The 17,540-nt window shown below is 41.7% G+C and carries 27 protein-coding genes; 6 read left to right on the plus strand and 21 right to left on the minus strand.

Translation table 11 applies throughout. The annotated features are described in order from the left end of the window. Positions 1 to 151 precede the first annotated feature (151 nt). The 4 genes from SD31_RS00990 to SD31_RS01000 form a co-directional block, all read right to left on the minus strand. Positions 152 to 865, minus strand: coding sequence for a DUF6492 family protein (locus tag SD31_RS00990; protein ID WP_039052778.1), 714 nt, complete (start codon positions 863 to 865; stop codon positions 152 to 154). Then, the gene (locus SD31_RS14605) at positions 862 to 1,398 is read right to left on the minus strand and encodes an alpha-1,2-fucosyltransferase (RefSeq protein ID WP_082021750.1); all 537 of its coding nucleotides are present in this window, start codon (positions 1,396 to 1,398) and stop codon (positions 862 to 864) included. Before SD31_RS14605 ends, SD31_RS00990 begins: the two co-directional genes overlap by 4 nt. Next, a complete protein-coding gene (locus tag SD31_RS14610) occupies positions 1,399 to 1,725 on the minus strand; it encodes a hypothetical protein (RefSeq protein ID WP_052258510.1) in 327 nt (108 codons plus the stop codon). It lies immediately after the preceding gene. Positions 1,726 to 1,872: 147 nt separating this feature from the next. Further along, entirely contained in the window at positions 1,873 to 2,742 is an 870-nt protein-coding gene (locus tag SD31_RS01000) for a glycosyltransferase (RefSeq protein ID WP_039052779.1), read from the minus strand. A 196-nt stretch (positions 2,743 to 2,938) separates the two neighbouring features. Between SD31_RS01000 and SD31_RS17885 the strand changes: the two genes are divergently transcribed. Genes SD31_RS17885 through SD31_RS01020 form a run of 6 tightly spaced genes read left to right on the plus strand, consistent with a single transcriptional unit; the run spans position 2,939 to position 5,538 of the window. Then, positions 2,939 to 3,439 carry a glycosyltransferase gene (locus SD31_RS17885; RefSeq protein ID WP_231561010.1) on the plus strand — a complete coding sequence of 167 codons (501 nt, stop codon included), beginning with the start codon at positions 2,939 to 2,941 and terminating at the stop codon, positions 3,437 to 3,439. Beyond that, positions 3,436 to 3,747, plus strand: a complete 312-nt coding sequence (locus tag SD31_RS17890) for a galactosyltransferase-related protein (protein ID WP_231561011.1) — start codon at positions 3,436 to 3,438, stop codon at positions 3,745 to 3,747. Before SD31_RS17885 ends, SD31_RS17890 begins: the two co-directional genes overlap by 4 nt. 8 nt (positions 3,748 to 3,755) lie before the next feature. Continuing rightward, the gene (locus SD31_RS16825) at positions 3,756 to 4,280 is read left to right on the plus strand and encodes a glycosyltransferase (RefSeq protein WP_052258511.1); all 525 of its coding nucleotides are present in this window, start codon (positions 3,756 to 3,758) and stop codon (positions 4,278 to 4,280) included. Positions 4,281 to 4,296: 16 nt separating this feature from the next. Beyond that, entirely contained in the window at positions 4,297 to 4,587 is a 291-nt protein-coding gene (locus SD31_RS16830; protein ID WP_039052780.1) for a galactosyltransferase-related protein, read from the plus strand. Next, positions 4,584 to 4,856: a hypothetical protein gene (locus SD31_RS17895; protein ID WP_231561012.1), complete on the plus strand. Its 273-nt coding sequence runs from the start codon at positions 4,584 to 4,586 to the stop codon at positions 4,854 to 4,856. The genes SD31_RS16830 and SD31_RS17895 overlap by 4 nt, the downstream gene beginning before the upstream one ends. After that, positions 4,795 to 5,538: a glycosyl transferase family 90 gene (locus tag SD31_RS01020; RefSeq protein ID WP_231561013.1), complete on the plus strand. Its 744-nt coding sequence runs from the start codon at positions 4,795 to 4,797 to the stop codon at positions 5,536 to 5,538. The genes SD31_RS17895 and SD31_RS01020 overlap by 62 nt, the downstream gene beginning before the upstream one ends. Here SD31_RS01020 and SD31_RS17900 read toward each other — a convergent pair. The 17 genes from SD31_RS17900 to SD31_RS01075 form a co-directional block, all read right to left on the minus strand. Further along, positions 5,523 to 6,167 carry a glycosyltransferase family 1 protein gene (locus SD31_RS17900; RefSeq protein ID WP_316929714.1) on the minus strand — a complete coding sequence of 215 codons (645 nt, stop codon included), beginning with the start codon at positions 6,165 to 6,167 and terminating at the stop codon, positions 5,523 to 5,525. The genes SD31_RS01020 and SD31_RS17900 overlap by 16 nt on opposite strands. After that, a complete protein-coding gene (locus SD31_RS17905) occupies positions 6,073 to 6,618 on the minus strand; it encodes a glycosyltransferase (RefSeq protein WP_231561014.1) in 546 nt (181 codons plus the stop codon). The genes SD31_RS17900 and SD31_RS17905 overlap by 95 nt, the downstream gene beginning before the upstream one ends. Further along, positions 6,609 to 6,770, minus strand: a complete 162-nt coding sequence (locus tag SD31_RS17910; protein ID WP_231561022.1) for a hypothetical protein — start codon at positions 6,768 to 6,770, stop codon at positions 6,609 to 6,611. The genes SD31_RS17905 and SD31_RS17910 overlap by 10 nt, the downstream gene beginning before the upstream one ends. Then, positions 6,731 to 7,627: a glycosyltransferase family 9 protein gene (locus tag SD31_RS01030; RefSeq protein WP_231561015.1), complete on the minus strand. Its 897-nt coding sequence runs from the start codon at positions 7,625 to 7,627 to the stop codon at positions 6,731 to 6,733. Before SD31_RS01030 ends, SD31_RS17910 begins: the two co-directional genes overlap by 40 nt. Before the next feature lie 5 nt (positions 7,628 to 7,632). After that, positions 7,633 to 8,238, minus strand: a complete 606-nt coding sequence (locus tag SD31_RS01035) for a DUF4254 domain-containing protein (RefSeq protein ID WP_039052781.1) — start codon at positions 8,236 to 8,238, stop codon at positions 7,633 to 7,635. A 36-nt stretch (positions 8,239 to 8,274) separates the two neighbouring features. Further along, a complete protein-coding gene (locus SD31_RS01040) occupies positions 8,275 to 9,462 on the minus strand; it encodes an NADH-quinone oxidoreductase subunit N (protein WP_231561016.1) in 1,188 nt (395 codons plus the stop codon). 56 nt (positions 9,463 to 9,518) lie between these two features. Further along, positions 9,519 to 9,773 carry a hypothetical protein gene (locus SD31_RS17915; protein WP_231561017.1) on the minus strand — a complete coding sequence of 85 codons (255 nt, stop codon included), beginning with the start codon at positions 9,771 to 9,773 and terminating at the stop codon, positions 9,519 to 9,521. After that, positions 9,773 to 9,970 (minus strand): hypothetical protein, encoded by a 198-nt coding sequence (locus SD31_RS20485; protein ID WP_316929709.1) that lies wholly within the window; start codon positions 9,968 to 9,970, stop codon positions 9,773 to 9,775. The genes SD31_RS17915 and SD31_RS20485 overlap by 1 nt, the downstream gene beginning before the upstream one ends. Continuing rightward, positions 9,936 to 11,252, minus strand: coding sequence for an NADH-quinone oxidoreductase subunit M (locus SD31_RS01045; protein ID WP_316929710.1), 1,317 nt, complete (start codon positions 11,250 to 11,252; stop codon positions 9,936 to 9,938). Before SD31_RS01045 ends, SD31_RS20485 begins: the two co-directional genes overlap by 35 nt. A gap of 128 nt (positions 11,253 to 11,380) precedes the next feature. Next, a complete protein-coding gene (locus SD31_RS17920) occupies positions 11,381 to 12,418 on the minus strand; it encodes a proton-conducting transporter membrane subunit (RefSeq protein WP_231561018.1) in 1,038 nt (345 codons plus the stop codon). Beyond that, complete coding sequence (locus SD31_RS19680; RefSeq protein WP_262506483.1) at positions 12,309 to 12,827, minus strand: proton-conducting transporter membrane subunit; 519 nt, start codon at positions 12,825 to 12,827, stop codon at positions 12,309 to 12,311. Before SD31_RS19680 ends, SD31_RS17920 begins: the two co-directional genes overlap by 110 nt. Continuing rightward, the gene (locus SD31_RS19685) at positions 12,772 to 13,380 is read right to left on the minus strand and encodes a proton-conducting transporter membrane subunit (RefSeq protein ID WP_262506484.1); all 609 of its coding nucleotides are present in this window, start codon (positions 13,378 to 13,380) and stop codon (positions 12,772 to 12,774) included. Before SD31_RS19685 ends, SD31_RS19680 begins: the two co-directional genes overlap by 56 nt. 14 nt (positions 13,381 to 13,394) lie before the next feature. Continuing rightward, positions 13,395 to 13,700 (minus strand): NADH-quinone oxidoreductase subunit NuoK, encoded by a 306-nt coding sequence (gene nuoK, locus SD31_RS01055; protein WP_039052782.1) that lies wholly within the window; start codon positions 13,698 to 13,700, stop codon positions 13,395 to 13,397. Positions 13,701 to 13,764: 64 nt separating this feature from the next. Continuing rightward, entirely contained in the window at positions 13,765 to 14,244 is a 480-nt protein-coding gene (locus SD31_RS01060) for an NADH-quinone oxidoreductase subunit J (protein ID WP_231561019.1), read from the minus strand. Between the two features lie 3 nt (positions 14,245 to 14,247). Next, entirely contained in the window at positions 14,248 to 14,808 is a 561-nt protein-coding gene (locus tag SD31_RS01065) for a 4Fe-4S binding protein (protein WP_082021751.1), read from the minus strand. A gap of 4 nt (positions 14,809 to 14,812) precedes the next feature. Further along, on the minus strand, positions 14,813 to 15,886 hold the full coding sequence (locus tag SD31_RS01070) for a complex I subunit 1/NuoH family protein (protein WP_039052784.1): 1,074 nt from the start codon (positions 15,884 to 15,886) through the stop codon (positions 14,813 to 14,815). 211 nt (positions 15,887 to 16,097) lie between these two features. Continuing rightward, a complete protein-coding gene (locus SD31_RS01075; protein ID WP_231561020.1) occupies positions 16,098 to 17,492 on the minus strand; it encodes a sulfatase in 1,395 nt (464 codons plus the stop codon). Between the last annotated feature and the right edge of the window lie 48 nt (positions 17,493 to 17,540).

The raw sequence follows: 17,540 nt of genomic DNA on the forward strand, positions 1-17,540 counted from the left end.
ATAAAATCCCCAACTCAATATCTTGTTTTTGAATATTTTCTTTGGGCGTTGTTGGTCCCAAACTTCAAAAGTAACATAGTCGTAATCGAGGGCTTTTAAGATATTTAAATCTATGGTTGTAGGATGAGCAGAAAATAATCGACTTCCATGTCTAAGTGTTTTTAAGGAATATGAGTCCGACCTTAGGATAAAATCTTTTGTCTGCTGATGCACGACGTACGAACCATAGGTTTCGTATTCGGAAAAGCCAGAATGGGATAGATGTTGTTTTTCGATATGATCTAATACTGTGAAACACCATGATTGCTCTCTTATTTTTTTCTTGGATGGTGTGGATGAGGCTTTGCATGACAGCAGTATTGATTACCATATGTTCGGTGATGAAAGACGGTGAAATTTGCTTTTTTATCCCCAGAAGTCTGTATAAAGTGTCAAAATAGGGAGGGTGATATTCTTTACTGTGATGAATTAAAACCTTTTCTTCTTCAAAAAAATGGATTGTCCGTAGCGGTACAGTGTCCGCATCCCAAATCAGATAGTGCGGTGTCTGACAATAATAGGCTGCCTGCATCTTGAGGAATTGCTGATAATACCATCCGGCTCTTTTCCTCTGGGCATTATGACGGATAAAATATTGTTCTAAAGTCGAAAGAGAAATCTCAGGAATGAGGGTGTTCTCGTCTATAAAAATAATATTATCCTGCGTAAGCAGCTTTTCTCTAAGGACGTTTATAAGTGACGATGAAGAAATTATAAGAATTCTGTGGAACTCAAAGTGTTTGATAAGACAAGCAATTGTCTTCTCGGCAATCTTAAGATGATTGTCGCCAATGCATATTACAATATCTAATGGTGTTTCTTTCATAACAGGATAAAGTGATCCAACAGTAGAGCTTTAGGATCTGCTTCCGGAAGGTTGATCCATTTTTTCGGAGCTATCACGATTTTATCGGGTCGGCTGTTGAGCCAAGCAGCCCACCAACTGAAGCTGCTATTCGCGATAATATGATGATGGCAGAGGCTCATCAGCTGCATGTCACGAAAACTGTCTTCTCCTCTGTTCCAGTCCACATATAAGGCTTCTTCTGAGTTGAAATTTTGCCGACACCATGCAATATCATTTGAAAAGAAGACAAACAGAGGATTAGGAATAATAAATTTGATGTAGTCTATAGCTTTTCTATAATAGTTAAGGTCACATAGCCCCCCCAATGTCGGATGATTGAGATAGTCCCCTCTTCGTACATGAATGCTGGCGACGCTGTTGTGATGCTGGATTTTCTTCAGTAGCTTCTCGTTTTGGGGATCGTTGATTTTAGGAAATTTCAAATTCTGACGAAGTTCCTCCTCTACGAGATCTACATAGCGGTGGTGTTGCCAGTAGCCATTTGTAGATATTTAGTTTTTGGGGAAAGAAGAAACTTCCTCGGAGAAACAGAATTCTGGCTGTTCTATCATGTAGCAAGCGTCCGTATTGAAGCATTTGCGTAAGACTCGATAGATAAAGCGTGGTCTTCTTGGGGCATACAGCTTTTTCTCGAAAGAGGTGATATGCGGTAAATTAATATTAAAAGCCCGTTGCAGTTCGTAGCCATGGTGTATGTTATATAATTCAAATTCGGAATAGTCTACTTTGACCTTATGCCCGTATTTTTTAAGCCCGAGAAATAGGGCATATTGGAAAATCTGATTACCTAATCCGGCGTGGATTTTAACAATTTTCATAGTGATATCATGAAGTGGTATAAGGATTCTGCAGTGTGCGGTCGCTCATAAATCGATTTAATCTTTGCAGCAAGCGTGACCTTTCGCGGGACGATGAAAGAAGCTCTAAGATGATGCCGTGGCGTTGCTTTTTAGTAGGATCTGACGTTACGAGATACCGGTACTTGGAGCTAGTTTCAGCCTTAAACGTCTTATTTTGCTTTTGTATTTGGGATTTTTCAGCTTCCATAAGGCGTTATAGTAGTCTATAATCTTATATGAGTTGCGTATATTGCTGTTGAGCTTTTCCCAATAGTCGTAGGAGAGCCGTTCCTGTGGTACATAATGCTTAAGTTTTAAGTCGGAAGAATAATACAGTTGATATCCCTTTAATATTAAGCGCAAGCAGTATTCTGTGTCTTCAGCGATATAAATATCTTCGATGCCGTTGTCGAATAGCAGGCTAGGGTGTTCCGCGTACATCTTTTCGTATAATTCCGTTTGGGAAACCATTCCTGCTCCCCATAGATGTTTTCTTTCCGTAACGTCGCCGTCTTTTCCCTGACTGCCTATGGCATAGCATCCTTGATTATTTTTGAACCATTTCGGTAGCTTCTCTGGGGTATGTTCAAAGACAGGCTCGCTATAACTTCCTATAGCACCGATATAAGGTTTATTATGGATTAGTTCGAAAGCTTTTGCTACATAATTCGGATATAACCAGTTATCATCATCCACCACAATGAAGTATTGATAATTTGCGTGGCTAATTCCTCTATTTAAGGCGTGAAATTTTCCTTTTTTAGGCTCACTGTAAAAAGATAAAGGTATTTTTTTGCTTTCGAAGAGGGAAGAATAGTTTTTTACGTTGGAAAGAGTGTTGTCTGAAGAGTTGTTGTCTATGAAAATCACTTCCCAAGAAAGAAAAGAGGGGATTTTTTGTTCTAAAATAGCTGATAATGTAGCTTTTATCTTTTTTTCTCCGTTATAAGAACAAATTATGACGGAAATTCCTTCCGTTCTGTTAGTGGTTTTCATCCTAAAAATTAATTTTTTTGCTTGTACGTATTATTTTGGTTTGTTTTTTGAGCTTAGTTTAATTGTTGTTTTACTATAAAACGAAAAAAACAACGAAATGATACACGTTATAGTGACATTTTACATTTATTAACATATAAAAATGTAGCTATCGTACGCTAATATCGTTTTAATTATAGTAGGTTTGTGATATAATATGAAAGTTGCATTAATTATTTCTACTTACAACAGTCCAGAAAAGTTAAATCTATGTCTTAAAAGTGTTCAGCAGCAGGATCTTCTTCCGGATGAAATATTGATTGCTGATGATGGCTCGGATAGAAGGACGAAGCAGCTCATTGATTATCATAGATCATTAATGGAGGTACCTCTGATACATGTGTGGCATGAAGATAAAGGATTTAGAAAATCTTTAATACTTAACAAGACTATAGCGAAGTGTACGGCAGACTATATTATTCAGGTTGATGGAGATGTGATTTTGCACCCCTCTTTTGTGAGGGACCATGTAGATTTTGCTAAGCCAGGCTCTTTGGTTAGGGCAAGTCGTATTTATCTGAACCGAGAGCTTACGGAGCTAAAGCTGTCTAAGGATGATATAAAGGTTAATTATTTTGAAAAAGGTATTTCGAATTTCTTCAGCCAGTTCAGGATGCCTTTTTTGCGTAAGTTTTTTAGAAAAAAACTAATAAGGTGAAGGGCGATGAGAAGTGGGAAATTCATGGTTGTAATATGGCTTTTTGGCGTGAAGATGCCATAAAAGTCAACGGGTATAATGAAGATTTTGTGGGGTGGGGCCCTGAGGATAAGGAATTTGTCGCCCGTCTGTTGAATTTAGGATTGGAGAAACGATTTCTGAAGTTTGGCGCTATAGTATATCACTTGTGGCATAAGCTCAACAGCAGAGAAAATCTTTCCCTGAATGAAGAGATTTTTAGACGAACCAAGGAAAGTAAAGTGTACTTTTGTGCTAACGGCATCAATAAGTATTTGTCCAACTGCTAAAGATTGTAATGACTGCAGATTTAATTATCACCACTTACAATAGGCCTGACGCCTTATCCTGTGTGTTACACTCGGTGAGACGTCAGACCGTTTTACCGCTTAACGTTATTGTCGCTGATGATGGTTCAACGCTGGAAACAAAAGTCCTGATCCAAGAGTTTCAGAAATCCTTTCCTACGACTTTGATTCATTCATGGCACGAGGATAGGGGATTTCGCGCTGCCGAAGCCCGCAATCTAGCGTTGTCTAGGGTGCAGTCGGACTACGTAATCCTCATTGATGGCGATATGATTCTTGATGAACATTTCGTGGAAGACCATCTGCGGTTTGCCCAAAGAGGTTATTTCCTTCAGGGCGGAAGGGTCATGATGACGCAGGAGAAGACAGAGCAGGTTGTTCAGAACCCAACCTCTCCTTTGAAAACTAATATTTTCGACAAAGGGTTAGAAAGTCGTCTGGAGAAGAGGATTACCTCTTTCCGCTCTATGCTGTTGGGAAAGCTGACCCTCAAAGAGCTTAAGAAACAAAAATAAGGTCCGCTCATGCAACATGTCCTTTTATTATGAGGATTTGGTGAAGGTGAATGGCTTCAATAATCTTATATTTGGATGGGGAAGGGAGGATAGTGAGCTCGTAGAACGTCTGCTTAATGCCGGAGTTAAAGGAAGAATTATTAAGTTTGTGGCTATAGGATATCACCTTTACCACAAGGAAGAGTCGAGGCAGTCTTTGGAGCGTAATGACGCTATTCTTCGAAATACCATTACCCAAAAACTGACCTATTGTGAAGACGGCTTGTCGCGATTTCTTACGGAAGGTGCTTTTGTCGGCGGAAGATGATCAATTTCAAGAAGGTATTTTTAAAAGACAGAAATAATAAACTGGCTTATTATGTAAAGGCTATACTCAAAAGTGTGTTGCCTTATCCGTATTGCCGGTGGAGAAAAGACAGGCTCATCAGATACTATGACAAGCTGGACAAGGCTTATATCCAATCCAGGGTGGACTATTACAATAAGCTGGATACCATTACTTCCTTAAGTGCAGATGCTATTGCTGTTAAAGACTACAAAATTCCCGATAAAATACAGAGTCTATTACTTCGATAGTATAGAATACCTGCGGTATTTCGATAGGCATTTCAAGTTTGAGATTATTCCCGGCGATGTCATTCATGTGCCTTCGTGCCCTGCCATTGTGAAAAGCAGACCTATTCATGGTGACAATGTCAACTCAGTGCTGCTAAATCTGGATAAGGCACGACATTTTAACTTTATACGGGATGACATTCCTTTTGAGAAAAAGAAAAATCTTTTGGTAGGGCGTAGTGGTTTTTCACAACCTCATAGGGCCCGTTTTTTCGACATGTATGCTCAGCATCCATTATGTGACATAAAAAAGGCTGCCCGCAAATCTGATCCAGACTTCTTATCTATCCCTCAGCATTTGAACTATAAGTTTATCTTAGCCTTAGAAGGTAACGACGTGGCAACAAACTTGAAGTGGATAATGTCGTCCAATTCCATTGCGGTGATGCCCATGCCTACCTACGAAACCTGGTTTATGGAAGGTACATTAATACCGGATTATCATTTTATCTGTATCAAACATGATTATTCGGATCTGGAGGAGAAGTTGAATTACTACATAGAACATCCAGCAGAGGCATTGCACATCGTGGAAAATGCACACAGCTATGTAGACCAGTTTAAAGACAAGAAGCAGGAAGATATTATCTCTTTGCTGGTGTTGGAAAAATATTTCAAATTCACCGATCAGGACAAAGTGTGATAAAGTGCGTTCCATTGAGCAGCAATCTTGTCATCATTGAATTGCTGCACATATTCTAATGCGTCGTGAATCATTTTTTGGCGTAGGCTGCTATCTTGCAATACCTTTTCTATGGCGTGTCGTAGCTCTTCGATATTCTGAGGATCGACATAGAGGGATGAAGGACCTCCTGCTTCGGGAAACACACCGGAACGGGTGGTGATGACTGGCGTACCACTGTATAGTGCCTCAATGATAGGTATGCCGAACCCTTCGTACATGGAAGGGTAGACAAAAGCCTCTGCCATAGCGTATATCGTAGAAAGCTCTTCCATGGTAAATCCCTGCAAAAGCTGTATCCTACCCTGAAGGCCTCGCTCTTCAATATATTTTTTGATACTGTCCGAATATTTGGTCTCCTTGCCGATGACAATCAAGGGGATGTCTAACGTTTCTATAGCTTTGACAATCTGAAAGGCATTCTTTCGAGGCTCAATAGATCCTACATTCAGGATGAAATTTTGTGGCAGGTTATATTGTCTGCGAAGCTGGTCCTTAGTCTCTTGGCTTTTGGGGATTTTGAACGCAGGGTGACAGCCCTGATATATGACTTCTATCCGGCCATCCTCTACGTTGTAGTATTCTACGATATCCTGTTTTGTTCTGCTGACTTATGGCAACCACCTTGTCGGCATGGTTTACTGCATATCTAAATTTCTTATTATAAATTGCCCGGTCAATAGGTTTGTAAAGATGAGGCAACTTTAAGAAAATCAAATCGTGAATGGTCACCACAGACTTGATGTTCGTGTGGTCTAATCCTACTGGAATTTCTCCTGATAGTCCGTGGTAAATGTCTATTTGGTCTTTGACCAAATCGCTCACTATCCATTTATTGCGCCACAGGCTAGGAAAAGTGCTGGCAAGTATTCCTGAAGGTGTTTTTACGGTGTCGTCACCCAAACCTATGAATTTAGGGGTGTATTTTATGTATTCGTTTTGAGGATAATAGGTTTCCAGTATACGAATAAGGTCGCGGCTGTAGTTGCCAAGACCTGATTTATTCAGAAAATATCGTTTAGCATCAAATCCTATTCGCATACCTTTTTAATTTTTTCTATGACAGCTTCCGCCGAAATGAGGTCTATGGCTTCCACGCCATCGCAGTCACAGGGTTTGTTGCCATATACTGATGAAGGCCGATTTGGATGTTCTACCTGAATACAGTCTTCGTATTGCTGTCCGTATCCCAAGAATCCTGCATAAGGATGTGTTGCTCCCATATAGAGAGGCAGCGTGTGCCTACGAGCGAAGCCATATGCATTCCCGAGCTGTCCATGCTTATCATCAGATCTAGGTGTGAGATAATATCCAGCTCTTGAGATAGGTTGAAGCTGCCGATAGTGTTATATACATGTGGATACTTGCTGGACCAACCTTCGGCAACAGCTTTCTCCTTTTCCCCACCCCCAAAGATAAAGACTTCGTATATGTCCCTTGAGGCAAGATAGGCTATTATCTTTTCCATCTTTTCCAATGAGAGGACTTTGTAGCGGTGCTGTGCGAAAGGAGCTATACCTATTTTCTTCTGATTGGAGCTCAGTGGGCCTAAAAGTTTAGTCGGTATCAATCTATAATCTTTTTGCAGCTTGTGGCTTAAGATAAGGGGAAAGCCCAACTGTCGGAAGACTTCGGCATACCTTTCTGTGGTAGGGGTCAGTGGTGATTTTATCTTGTTTTTTGGACGCGTGAGGGCAGCCTTTTCCTGGCGGCCTTTGTCCAACACCTGTACTTTGAAGCCTGCAAGTTTAAAGAAAAAGCCTACAACTCTACTACGGAGGTTGTTGTGTAGGTCAGCAATGTAGTCCGGCTTATATTCTTTCAATTCCTTGAAGAGAAGGTAAAGTCCGGTAAGCCCCCTATGTTTGTAGTTGGGGTCCAAGATATGGAATCTGACACGTGGAATACGCTCGAAGAATGCTGAAAACAATTTGCGGGATACGATAATAATTTCGGTATCCTCATGTTGTTGTTGAAATTCTTTGAGAACAGAAGCGACCATAGCAACGTCGCCCATTGCCGAAAAACGTGTTACGATGATCCGCTTCATGATTTTTATTTTTTCGCCCCGTAAAGGACAGGGTTAAGGTTTGGGTCGTTATACATCTTCATCTGTTTATAGACTTTCATGTACTTACGTCCCGCAGCAATATCTTCCAAAAGTTCGTCTATGCTTTGTGATAGGTCTTTCTGCTGTTCCAATAAGACATCCAGTTTTTCCCGGCAGGCATCGATATGCGCTTGGTCCACGTCAGTGCGCAATGTCTCTAGGCGCATGTGATAGATTTTTAAGGCTAGTATGGATAATCTGTCTATGGCCCAAGCAGGACTTTCGGTATTGATTTTGGCGTCAGCAAGAGGTTTTACATCGGCAAACTTTTGCAGATAGTAGCTGTCAATATATTCTACCGTATCGGTGCGCACCTGATTTTGCTTGTCAATACGTCTTTTCCAATAGAGTCCTTCTTTAGGGTCAATCTCCGGATTACGTACTACATCTTCCATGTGCCATTGTACGGTGTCAATCCAGCATTTCAGATACAATAGATGTTCTAAGCTGTCCGACGGGTAAGGATTGGAAATCGGATGATCAATAGCGTCGTGAACGTGGTAATCTTCGATAGCACGTTGGAATATGGAATTTGCTGTAGTACTAATCATAGTGCAAATATAAAAATTATGATGAGCCTATGGAGCTTATTTGAATAGTGATAATAATATTCCAGGGAAAATTCCTAGCATCAGAATAGCTATGCCCAATATAATTGAAAGGACATAAACTACTTTTGTGTCAGCAACTGAAGATGTTTCTTTCTCCTCACCTTTGCGCAAGAAAGCAAACAAAGGAATTTTAAAATAGTAGAATAAAGATATCACCGATGTCAACGCTCCTGTAATCAAAAGAATGAGATAATACGGATTGTTGTTAAACTGGAATAAGTCGAAAATGGAGGTGAAGACAAAAAGTTTACCTACGAATCCTGCCGTAGGAGGCAGTCCCACCAAAGATATACCCAATACGGTGAATGCCGAAAAGAGAAGAGGATAATTTTTCCCTAAACCTTTGTAATCTTCCAGCTGTACACTTCCTATTCGTCTTTCCAACACATCGATGAAACCGAAGACTCCGAGATTCATAAGCGTATAGACAGCAATATAGTAAAGAAGAACCTGAGGTTCGGACGCTAGGTTACCTACTATGGCCATCAATAGAAATCCGGTATGCCCTATCGATGAGTAGGCCATCATACGCTTGATGTTGGTTTGACGTAAGGCGATCAGATTTCCTGCTAACATTGTCACTATGGCAGCAACACTGATTAGGATAAGTACCAGTTCGGAGAAATAAAAAGAAGAGGAAGTCCATTCTTCGAAAAGGCGAGCTAACAGCACTAGCACTCCTACTTTAGGTACGGTGCTTAAAAATGCGGTAATAGGAGTGGGCGCTCCTTCGTACACATCTGGAGACCACACATGGAAAGGCACGAAACTCAGCTTGAACCCTATTCCGGCAAACATAAATAGCAGTGCAACGGTCAAAAGAATCTTTGGCGCTTCGATAAGTCCTTGTATATGTTCGAATGCCGTAAAATCAAGATTCCCCGTGAAACCATAGAGCAACGACAACCCGTAAAGCATGACGGCCGCAGAAACCGATCCGAAAAGAACATATTTCATGGCGGCCTCCGATTGCTTTTTGCTTTCGGAAAAAAATCCTACCAGAACGTAAGAACTTATCGAAACAGTCTCAATAGCGATGAAAGCCATGAGCCAGTTGGTAGTCATCGTCAGGATGTTCAATCCTAAGCCCGCAGTAAGCAATATGCTATATGCATCACCTAATTTTTTTGTCCAGCTTTTTATGTTGGAAATGCTGTTGTACAAAAACTACCGAAAAAAGCAGTGCTACAAGCTGTATACCTCTTGCAAAGACGGAAAAGTTATCGACGGTGAGCATACCGAAGATACCTTGCTGAGACTGCCATGCAGTACTGAGAAGTAACACATAAAAAAGAAACTACAATACCTAAGACTGTGACTACGAAAGAACAATACTTCCAATGTTTATCCAAAAACAGGGTAGCCACAATACTTCCCAAGAAGGCAACAGCCAAAGCCAACTCTGCCTTCAGGAAAGGAAGAGAAGCGATGATCTGATCTAAAATATGAGGTAATTGTAAGTTGATATCTTGCATTATAGATATTGTGAAACCAAAGTGACCAAATTAAGTACCGTAGCGTTCATTTTGTCAAATACTAGGGAAGGCATAATACCCAACACCAAAGCTAATGCTAAGGTAGGGAAAAGGATGATGCGCTCCCGGAGTGTAACGTCGGTCAATGCTATAGCCCATGCTTCACCACCTTTGAAGCGTGTCTGTCCGAAAAACATACGCTGTAAGGTCCACAGAAAATAAAAGGCAACTGAGTAGGATACCTACAGAACCTGCTATAGCCATCCAACGTGGAATGCCTGTGCCTACCGACTCTGCATTGAAAGTTCCGATGATGACAAATGCTTCTCCAATAAAGGCTGAAAAGCCGGGTAAGCCTAGCGATGCGAAGAATGCCACAGCAACAAATCCCGTATATGCCGGCATATGTGTTGCCAAACCTCGGAAATTGTATATATAGCGGTCGTGCACGCGATCATAAATGACTCCTACAAGGAAGAATAGGGCTGCCGAAAGAAAACCATGTGACAGCATCTGGAACATGGCGCCGGAGATACCTTCTGCCGTCAGTGCCGCCACGCCTAGCAGCACGAATCCCATGTGTGAGACAGAAGAATAGGCTATCATTCGCTTTAAATCTTTTTGCGCTAGGGCGTTCAGCGCCCCATAAAGGATGGATATTATTCCTAAGAGGGCGAGCCACCAGTTGGCTTGTGCAGCAGCGTCAGGAAAGATGCTATAGCATACCCTGATGATGCCATATCCTCCCACCTTGAGCAGTACCCCTGCTAGAATAATAGAAACCGGTGTTGGAGCCTCTACGTGGGCATCCGGTAGCCAAGTGTGGAAAGGAACTACAGGCACCTTGATGGCGAAAGCAACGAACAAAACTATAAATCCTAACATCCGTGCAGGAATGCCTTGCACTTCATAGTAGTTGTTAAGATATGCGAAAAATGAACCGTCAACATAGTTTTCAGGGTTCATCATATGCAGCATGTTGAACGTATGCGCTCCCGTCGACGGATTGGTCACCGAGAAATAAAGACCAACGATAACCAATAGCATAAATACCGACCCGAACAAAGTGTAGATAAAGAATTTTATCGCTGCATATTCACGGTTTGCTCCTCCCCATATCCCGATAAGGAAGTATAGTGGTAGCAGCATCACTTCGTAAAAAATGTAGAATAAGAAAAAGTCCAGTGCGCAGAAAATGCCCATTACAGCTGTGTTGAGCAACATCAGCAAGGCGAAATAACCTTTAGCATTTTTGGTGATATTCCACGATGCTCCTATGGCCATCAACATGACAAAAGCACTGAGGATAAGTAAAGGAAGGGATATGCCATCCACGCCAAGGAAATAATCTATCTCCAATTTACCTAAGCTTCCCAAATCCAAACGTATCCATGGAAGCTGCTCGATAAATTGAAATCCTTGGAGATGGTTTATGCCATTCAAGCTGCTATCAAACTGCCCATACAGCCATGCTGACAAAAAAAAGCTGTATAACCGTGAAGGCTAAGGCGATGAATTTGTAGCTTTGACGCCATATAGAAGGAAGCACCAAGATCAAAGCTGATGCTACCAAGGGTAAGAATATGAGTAGAGAGAGTAATCCCATTTTATCGTAATATCAAATAAATTATTCCAACCAAAATTACTGTCAAGGCAAGACCAAGATAGTTCTGTAGCCTTCCGTTCTGCACAAAACGAAAGATATTTCCTATAATATAGGCTAGAGCGGCAATACCGTTGACAATGCCATCTACAATATGTTTGTCTATCCATGCTATAGCCTGTCCCAACATACGGACAAGTGGTGAGAAAGCATTGATAATACCGTCTATGATATACTTATCGAACCAGTAGCTTACTTTTCCTAGGCCAAGAGTAGGGTTAACCCATATCCGCATAAGCCAATGATTTAAATTGAATTGATTTTGGGTGTAAAGAATCCATCGGCTCTTATCGTTTAGTGGATACCTGCCTTGAACATACCAGCTGTATCCCACCCACCAACTTATCAATGCGGTAAGTGTCAAGGTCAAAGGGACTATGCTGTGTAAGATGTGAACGGAAGGGAAGAGGCGTTGTACGGCCAACCCATTCATAATCGGTGCATGAGCATACGAGAACGGATGTACAGAAAAGACTAAAAATAAAGCTCCCACTGTCAAAAAGGCCATAGGCAGAAGCATAGTGCTAGGCGCCTCATGCATAGTATGGAGATCTGCTATTTCTGTTCGCAACTTACCAAAGAAAGCTTTAAAAATCAACCTTCCTATATAAAAGGCTGTAAGGATACTTACCACACTTAACAGAATAGGAATTACCAGATAAACACCTCCTTTTTCGAGTGCCCACTCGAAGGATGAGATCACTATGGCATCTTTAGAAAGAAAGCCAGAAGTCAGTGGAAATCCAGCAAGAGCTAAAGACGCTATGCTCATCATGATAAATGTTTTCGGCATATATTGTTTGAGACCTCCCATATTTCGTAGGTCTTGCGGGTCAATATCTAAATTATGATGCTGTTTCAGATGTGTCATCTCATGGATGACAGCACCAGCACTGAGGAAGAGCAGACATTTGAAGAAAGCATGTGTGGTCAAATGAAACATAGCTGCATCCCACGCGCCAATGCCAACACCTACCATCATGTAGCCTAGCTGTGAGATGGTAAGAAAATGCCAATATCTTTTTGATGTCGTATTGTGCTAAAGCAAAAATGGCAGCAAAAGTAGCGGTAATAGTTCCTACCAGCGCGATGATGAGCAGTACTACATCATTAAATAGTGGAAAGATGGTGCTTAACAAAAACACGCCGGCAGCCACCATAGTAGCCGCATGTATGAGCGATGAAACGGAAGTGGGGCCTTCCATAGCATCGGGCAGCCACAGATGTAGTGGAAACTGAGCAGACTTGGCCATGGCACCTAGGAAAAAACAAATACCCGCAGCGGTAATCCATCCCATATTCTTGTCGACGATAGACTGATGCATAAGACCGCCATCACCAAACAGATCTACAATAATCCAAAGTACCGAAGGTCGTAAACAGAATAGCAAGTCCTATTAAAAAGCCTAGGTCGCCGATGCGGTTCATCAGAAATGCCTTCTTGTTGGCTTGTACGGCAGCGTCTTTTGTAAACCAAAAGCCTATTAGCAAGTAAGAGGCAAAACCTACCAGCTCCCAAAAAATGTACATCATCAGCAGGCTTTTGGAAATGGTAAGGCCCAACATGGCAAAACAGAATAGGCTAAGATACATCCAATAACGGTGGATGCCGGAATCGCCCTTCATGTAGGATTTGGAATAAATATGAACCGGTAAAGCTATCAGACAGACGATGAGCTGCATCAATACAGAGAGGTTGTTGAGAAGAATACCTACCGCAAACCTGTGTTCCCCTATAGTAAACCACTCATAATTACTGTATTGGATCTCTTGGTTCCAGATTACGGGAAATACGAATACAGCAGAAATAAGGGTGCTTAATACTATTGAAATAATGGAAAATATCCCCGATGTGGACCTTCGACCCGCTATCGCCTGAATAAGGAAGGCAATAAAAGGTAGCAGTACGACGAGCGTACTAGCAACTAAAGGTGATATGTTCATAATAGGGGTGTTCATCAATCTCTTAAATCCGTAATATGATCAGGGTTTATTGTCTTGTAATGTCTGTAAACATTGAGAATGATGGCCAATCCTACAGCTACAGCCGCCGCCGCGAGCACTATAGCGAAAAGTGCAAATACCTGTCCGCCGTAGTTGACTTTGTCATATTTTCCGAAAGCGACAAGGTTGAGAATAGCGGAATTGATCATCAGCTCTATACCCACCAAAATCATGATTGCATTGCGTTTGGCAATAACAGTATATAGCCCGATACAAAAGATACAGGCGCTGACCACCAAAAAATGGGTTAACGTAATCATGCTCTTTCCTCCTTTCTCGATAGGTGTGCCGCTCCTATAAGAGCCATGAGCAAGAAAATGGATATTACCTACAAAAGGCAGTACGTATTGTGTCAATAAACTTAATACCCAGCTGTTGGATGTTATTGTCCGTAGGAGCAATGACGTCACCGGATTGTATGTTGTTAAGCATCCATTGAGGTAGTTCCATACTATTCCATTCTCTGATCCCTAAAACCATCACTCCAAAAAAGGCTAAGGCCAACGTTAAGGACTGCCAGCTTGGAAAGCTGAAAAGAGAACCTGAAATCTGCTGCAGGTCCTTCAACAGCTCCTTATTGGATAACATGAAAGCAAAAATCATAAGTATGAGAACGCCTCCCACATAGACCATTATCTGTGTGATGGCAACAAAATCAGCTAAGGCAAAGAGGAATAACCCCGCCATAGAGAAGAGAGTTATGAAAAAAAGAAATAATGCTCGTGCCGTATTTTTTAGACTTACGACCAATAAAGCCGAAGATATTGCCAAAATCGCGAAGGCATAAAAAAGAAATACTTCCATAAGCTATTTCTGTTTTGCTGCCTCCTTCTCAGCTTGAAAACGTGTCCATTCGGCTTTGCGTTGTGCTATTTCTTCTTCTGTCATCTCTGCAAAGCTATATATCAAGTCCGTCAGCTTGGTACTGCTTCGGTCATACTGATTGGTCATCGTAATGCATTCCGTAGGGCATACCACTGTACACAAACCGCAATACATACATTTGGCCATATCTATGTCAAACTGTGCAGCGTAAAGTCGTTTGACACTGCCGTCCGACGTTTTGCCGATAGGCACGGGCGACTTAATGGACTCTATAGTAATACAATCTACCGGACAAGCTTTGGCACACAAATCACATACAATACAATCGTCAATTTCCACATGTAGCTGGTAACGTGCCACTTCAGGAATAGGCATTTTCTCTTTGGGAAACTGAACCGTAGTGACACCTTCCTGCTTGTCGAAATAGTCTGCCTTACGTATATCGAACGACTGACGTGATTTTTTTGCGCCAAAAAGGTGCCTTACGGTCAAAAGTAATCCTTTTACCGCTGTCACAAAGCCTTGTATGGTTGTCTTTAAAATCACGTTAATTCATTACTAATATTCTCCACAATCCCGATATCGCTAGACAAGCGAAAGCTATAGGAATCATGATTTTCCAACATAAACTCATTAACTGGTCGGCTCTAAAACGTGGCAAGGTCCAGCGTATCCACATCTGTATACCAACTAAGGTTAATGTCTTTGCTAATGTCCAGAAAATGCCCCATGCTATTCCTGTTGTCCAGTCAGCAAGTCTTAGCACTCCAATATTGGGTAGGGGGGTATTCCATCCTCCTATGAAGATTACAGCACCCAGCATCGCTACCAGAAACATCATAGCATATTCTGCTAAGAAGATAAAAGCAAAACGGATACCACCATATTCGGTGTGAAAACCTCCGATAAGTTCGGATTCCGCTTCCGGAATGTCGAAAGGAGCGCGGTTACATTCTGCCAAGGTGGCTACGAAAAATATGATATACACTACCAAAAGATGGGGGGCTTGAAAAATGTTCCATGCCAAAATTCCACCGATGTCGGTAACCTCCCAAACGCCTAAAAATTTAATAGGTGTAGCACTTAGTATTCCCTGCTGGAGGGCAATCTCGTTGAGATTCAGGGTTTGGGTAATCATCACGGCAGCAATCAGCGACAGCCCTACCGGAATTTCGTAAGATACCATCTGCGCGATCGCGCGGATAGAACCTAACAAAGAATATTTGTTGTTGGAACCCCAGCCGGCCATGAGTATGCCTATGGCGTCGATAGATACTACAGCCATGATGAAATAAAGTCCTGTATACGTGCTGGCAGGGATGAAATCTGGTCCCCACGGCAGTACGGTATAACCTAAAAATACGGCTCCGAAAATAATCACGGGAGCCACGATAAACAGAATTTTATCTGTAGCCGAAGGATTTATGAGCTCTTTCTGTAGAAGTTTGAGGATATCGGCAATGGTCTGCAGCAATCCGTATTTACCGGTTTCCATAGGGCCGAGCCTGTCTTGAACAAAACCAGCAATCTTACGCTCTGCATATACCGCAAAAAGTGCAAACATTGCAATGAATCCAAACAGTACAACTGCTACAATAATATGGAGAATTATATCGCTCAAGATGCCCTTTAGATTAATTCTTAACTCAGTACAAACATAAGCAAAAGGTGGGAAATGGACGACAATTTTTCAAATTATACCTGTCCGCTAGAGTAAAATTTGTGCAATAATTTTCAACTATAAAAAGCTGATTTCTTTATGGAAAAGAAAACCTCCTTGCAGCAGAGGCAAGGAGGTTCCGGTTGAAAATATAGATGATGATTAGTGGTTATTATTGCTTCAATATTTGCAAGGCCTCCTCATCTTCCAGTTCTGCCGCTTTTCTTTGGAGTAGCTTTTTCATCCTGTTGATCTGGGCCTTATATTTTTTGTCGTTGTAGATGTTGTTCATTTCCGAAGGGTCGTTTTTCAAATCATAAAATTCCCAGCTTTCCACCCTTTTGTAGAAGCGGATAAGCTTATAACGACCATCGAACACTCCGAAATGAGGGGATACGGCATGTTCTCCATTTTCGTAATAGTGATAATATGCTTCATCTTGAATGCTTTTCTTCTTTCCCGTCAGTAGCGGAAGAATAGATGTCCCTTGCATGTCTTTAAGGGTGGAGATGCCTGCAAGCTCCAAGAGGGTAGGAGCAATATCCACGTTCATTACGATGCCGTCAATTTTGCTTCCCGGCTTGATTAGGCCGGGCATTTTGGCTACCATAGGCGTACGGAAAGACTCTTCGTACATCCAGCGTTTATCGAACCATCCATGTTCACCCATATAAAATCCTTGGTCAGAAAGGTAAATGACCAGCGTATTGTCGTCCAGTTTATTTTGTTCCAAATAATCTAATACGCGACCAATATTACGGTCCAGTGATTCTGCCGTATTTAGATAGTCTATCATGTAACGGCGGAACTTCCATTCGGCGAGTGCTTTGCCACTAAGGTTCTGCTTTTTGAAGTCTTCGTAGATAGGACGATAATAGTTTACATAAGCTTGAAACTGTTCGTCCGTCATACGTTTGAAGCTCCAATGCTGGTTGCGCATATCTTCCAACGTTTCATACATCTTCAGGTCGTAAGGCAGCTGCATGTCTTTGTCTATGCTCATCTCTTGGAGGGCAGCGGCAGGGCGTCCTCGGTAGTCGTCATAGAAAGTAGAAGGAAGAGGAAATTCTTTATAGTCGTTTTTACCAAAATCCTGAGGATCGGCCATCCAAGTACGGTGTGTAGCTTTATGTCCAATCACGATACAGAAAGGTTCTTCTTGGTTTTTTTGGATCCATTCCAAAGCTTTGTCGGTAATGACATCGGTGACATATCCAAAACTCTGCTTTTTTCCTTCTGGACTAATGAAGTCAGAATTGAAATATTGCCCTTGTCCTACCAGAATATCGTAGTCGCTAAAGCCTTGCAGGTCGTGTCCAAGATGAATTTTGCCTATCCAAGCTGTCTTATATCCTCCGGCTGTTAGATGTTTGACAAAAGTGTTTTGGCTGTGGTCAAAGTTAGATGTTTCATTGTCTTTAAATCCATTTTTGTGGCTGTACTTCCCGGTAAGGAGGGCAGCACGACTGGGACCGCAGATGGAGTTAACTACATAGGAGCGATGAAAGATAGCCCCCTCATTCGCAATACGATCTATGTTGGGAGGTATGTCCGTAGGGAGACCCATAAGCGCCTATACTCTGATACGAATGATCATCTGAAATTATGATAACGA

It is taken from the genome of Sphingobacterium sp. T2 (assembly GCF_000814685.1).
Classification (GTDB): Bacteria; Bacteroidota; Bacteroidia; order Sphingobacteriales; family Sphingobacteriaceae; genus Sphingobacterium; species Sphingobacterium thermophilum.

What these genes read in the sequence shown, in the direction of transcription:
- SD31_RS20485 (WP_316929709.1), bottom strand. Translation starts at nt 9,970, where the DNA reads ATGTTTTTCGGACAGACACGCTTCAAAGGTGGTGAAGCATGGGCTATA.
- SD31_RS01030 (WP_231561015.1), bottom strand. Translation starts at nt 7,627, where the DNA reads ATGAAGCGGATCATCGTAACACGTTTTTCGGCAATGGGCGACGTTGCT.
- SD31_RS01075 (WP_231561020.1), bottom strand. Translation starts at nt 17,492, where the DNA reads ATGGGTCTCCCTACGGACATACCTCCCAACATAGATCGTATTGCGAAT.
- SD31_RS19685 (WP_262506484.1), bottom strand. Translation starts at nt 13,380, where the DNA reads ATGAACATATCACCTTTAGTTGCTAGTACGCTCGTCGTACTGCTACCT.
- SD31_RS17915 (WP_231561017.1), bottom strand. Translation starts at nt 9,773, where the DNA reads ATGCAAGATATCAACTTACAATTACCTCATATTTTAGATCAGATCATC.
- SD31_RS01020 (WP_231561013.1), top strand. Translation starts at nt 4,795, where the DNA reads ATGCTATTGCTGTTAAAGACTACAAAATTCCCGATAAAATACAGAGTC.
- SD31_RS17905 (WP_231561014.1), bottom strand. Translation starts at nt 6,618, where the DNA reads ATGCGAATAGGATTTGATGCTAAACGATATTTTCTGAATAAATCAGGT.
- SD31_RS17920 (WP_231561018.1), bottom strand. Translation starts at nt 12,418, where the DNA reads ATGATGGTAGGTGTTGGCATTGGCGCGTGGGATGCAGCTATGTTTCAT.
- SD31_RS01000 (WP_039052779.1), bottom strand. Translation starts at nt 2,742, where the DNA reads ATGAAAACCACTAACAGAACGGAAGGAATTTCCGTCATAATTTGTTCT.
- SD31_RS01060 (WP_231561019.1), bottom strand. Translation starts at nt 14,244, where the DNA reads ATGGAAGTATTTCTTTTTTATGCCTTCGCGATTTTGGCAATATCTTCG.
- SD31_RS17885 (WP_231561010.1), top strand. Translation starts at nt 2,939, where the DNA reads ATGAAAGTTGCATTAATTATTTCTACTTACAACAGTCCAGAAAAGTTA.
- SD31_RS17895 (WP_231561012.1), top strand. Translation starts at nt 4,584, where the DNA reads ATGATCAATTTCAAGAAGGTATTTTTAAAAGACAGAAATAATAAACTG.
- SD31_RS14610 (WP_052258510.1), bottom strand. Translation starts at nt 1,725, where the DNA reads ATGAAAATTGTTAAAATCCACGCCGGATTAGGTAATCAGATTTTCCAA.
- nuoK (WP_039052782.1), bottom strand. Translation starts at nt 13,700, where the DNA reads ATGATTACGTTAACCCATTTTTTGGTGGTCAGCGCCTGTATCTTTTGT.
- SD31_RS16825 (WP_052258511.1), top strand. Translation starts at nt 3,756, where the DNA reads ATGACTGCAGATTTAATTATCACCACTTACAATAGGCCTGACGCCTTA.
- SD31_RS00990 (WP_039052778.1), bottom strand. Translation starts at nt 865, where the DNA reads ATGAAAGAAACACCATTAGATATTGTAATATGCATTGGCGACAATCAT.
- SD31_RS16830 (WP_039052780.1), top strand. Translation starts at nt 4,297, where the DNA reads ATGTCCTTTTATTATGAGGATTTGGTGAAGGTGAATGGCTTCAATAAT.
- SD31_RS01035 (WP_039052781.1), bottom strand. Translation starts at nt 8,238, where the DNA reads ATGATTAGTACTACAGCAAATTCCATATTCCAACGTGCTATCGAAGAT.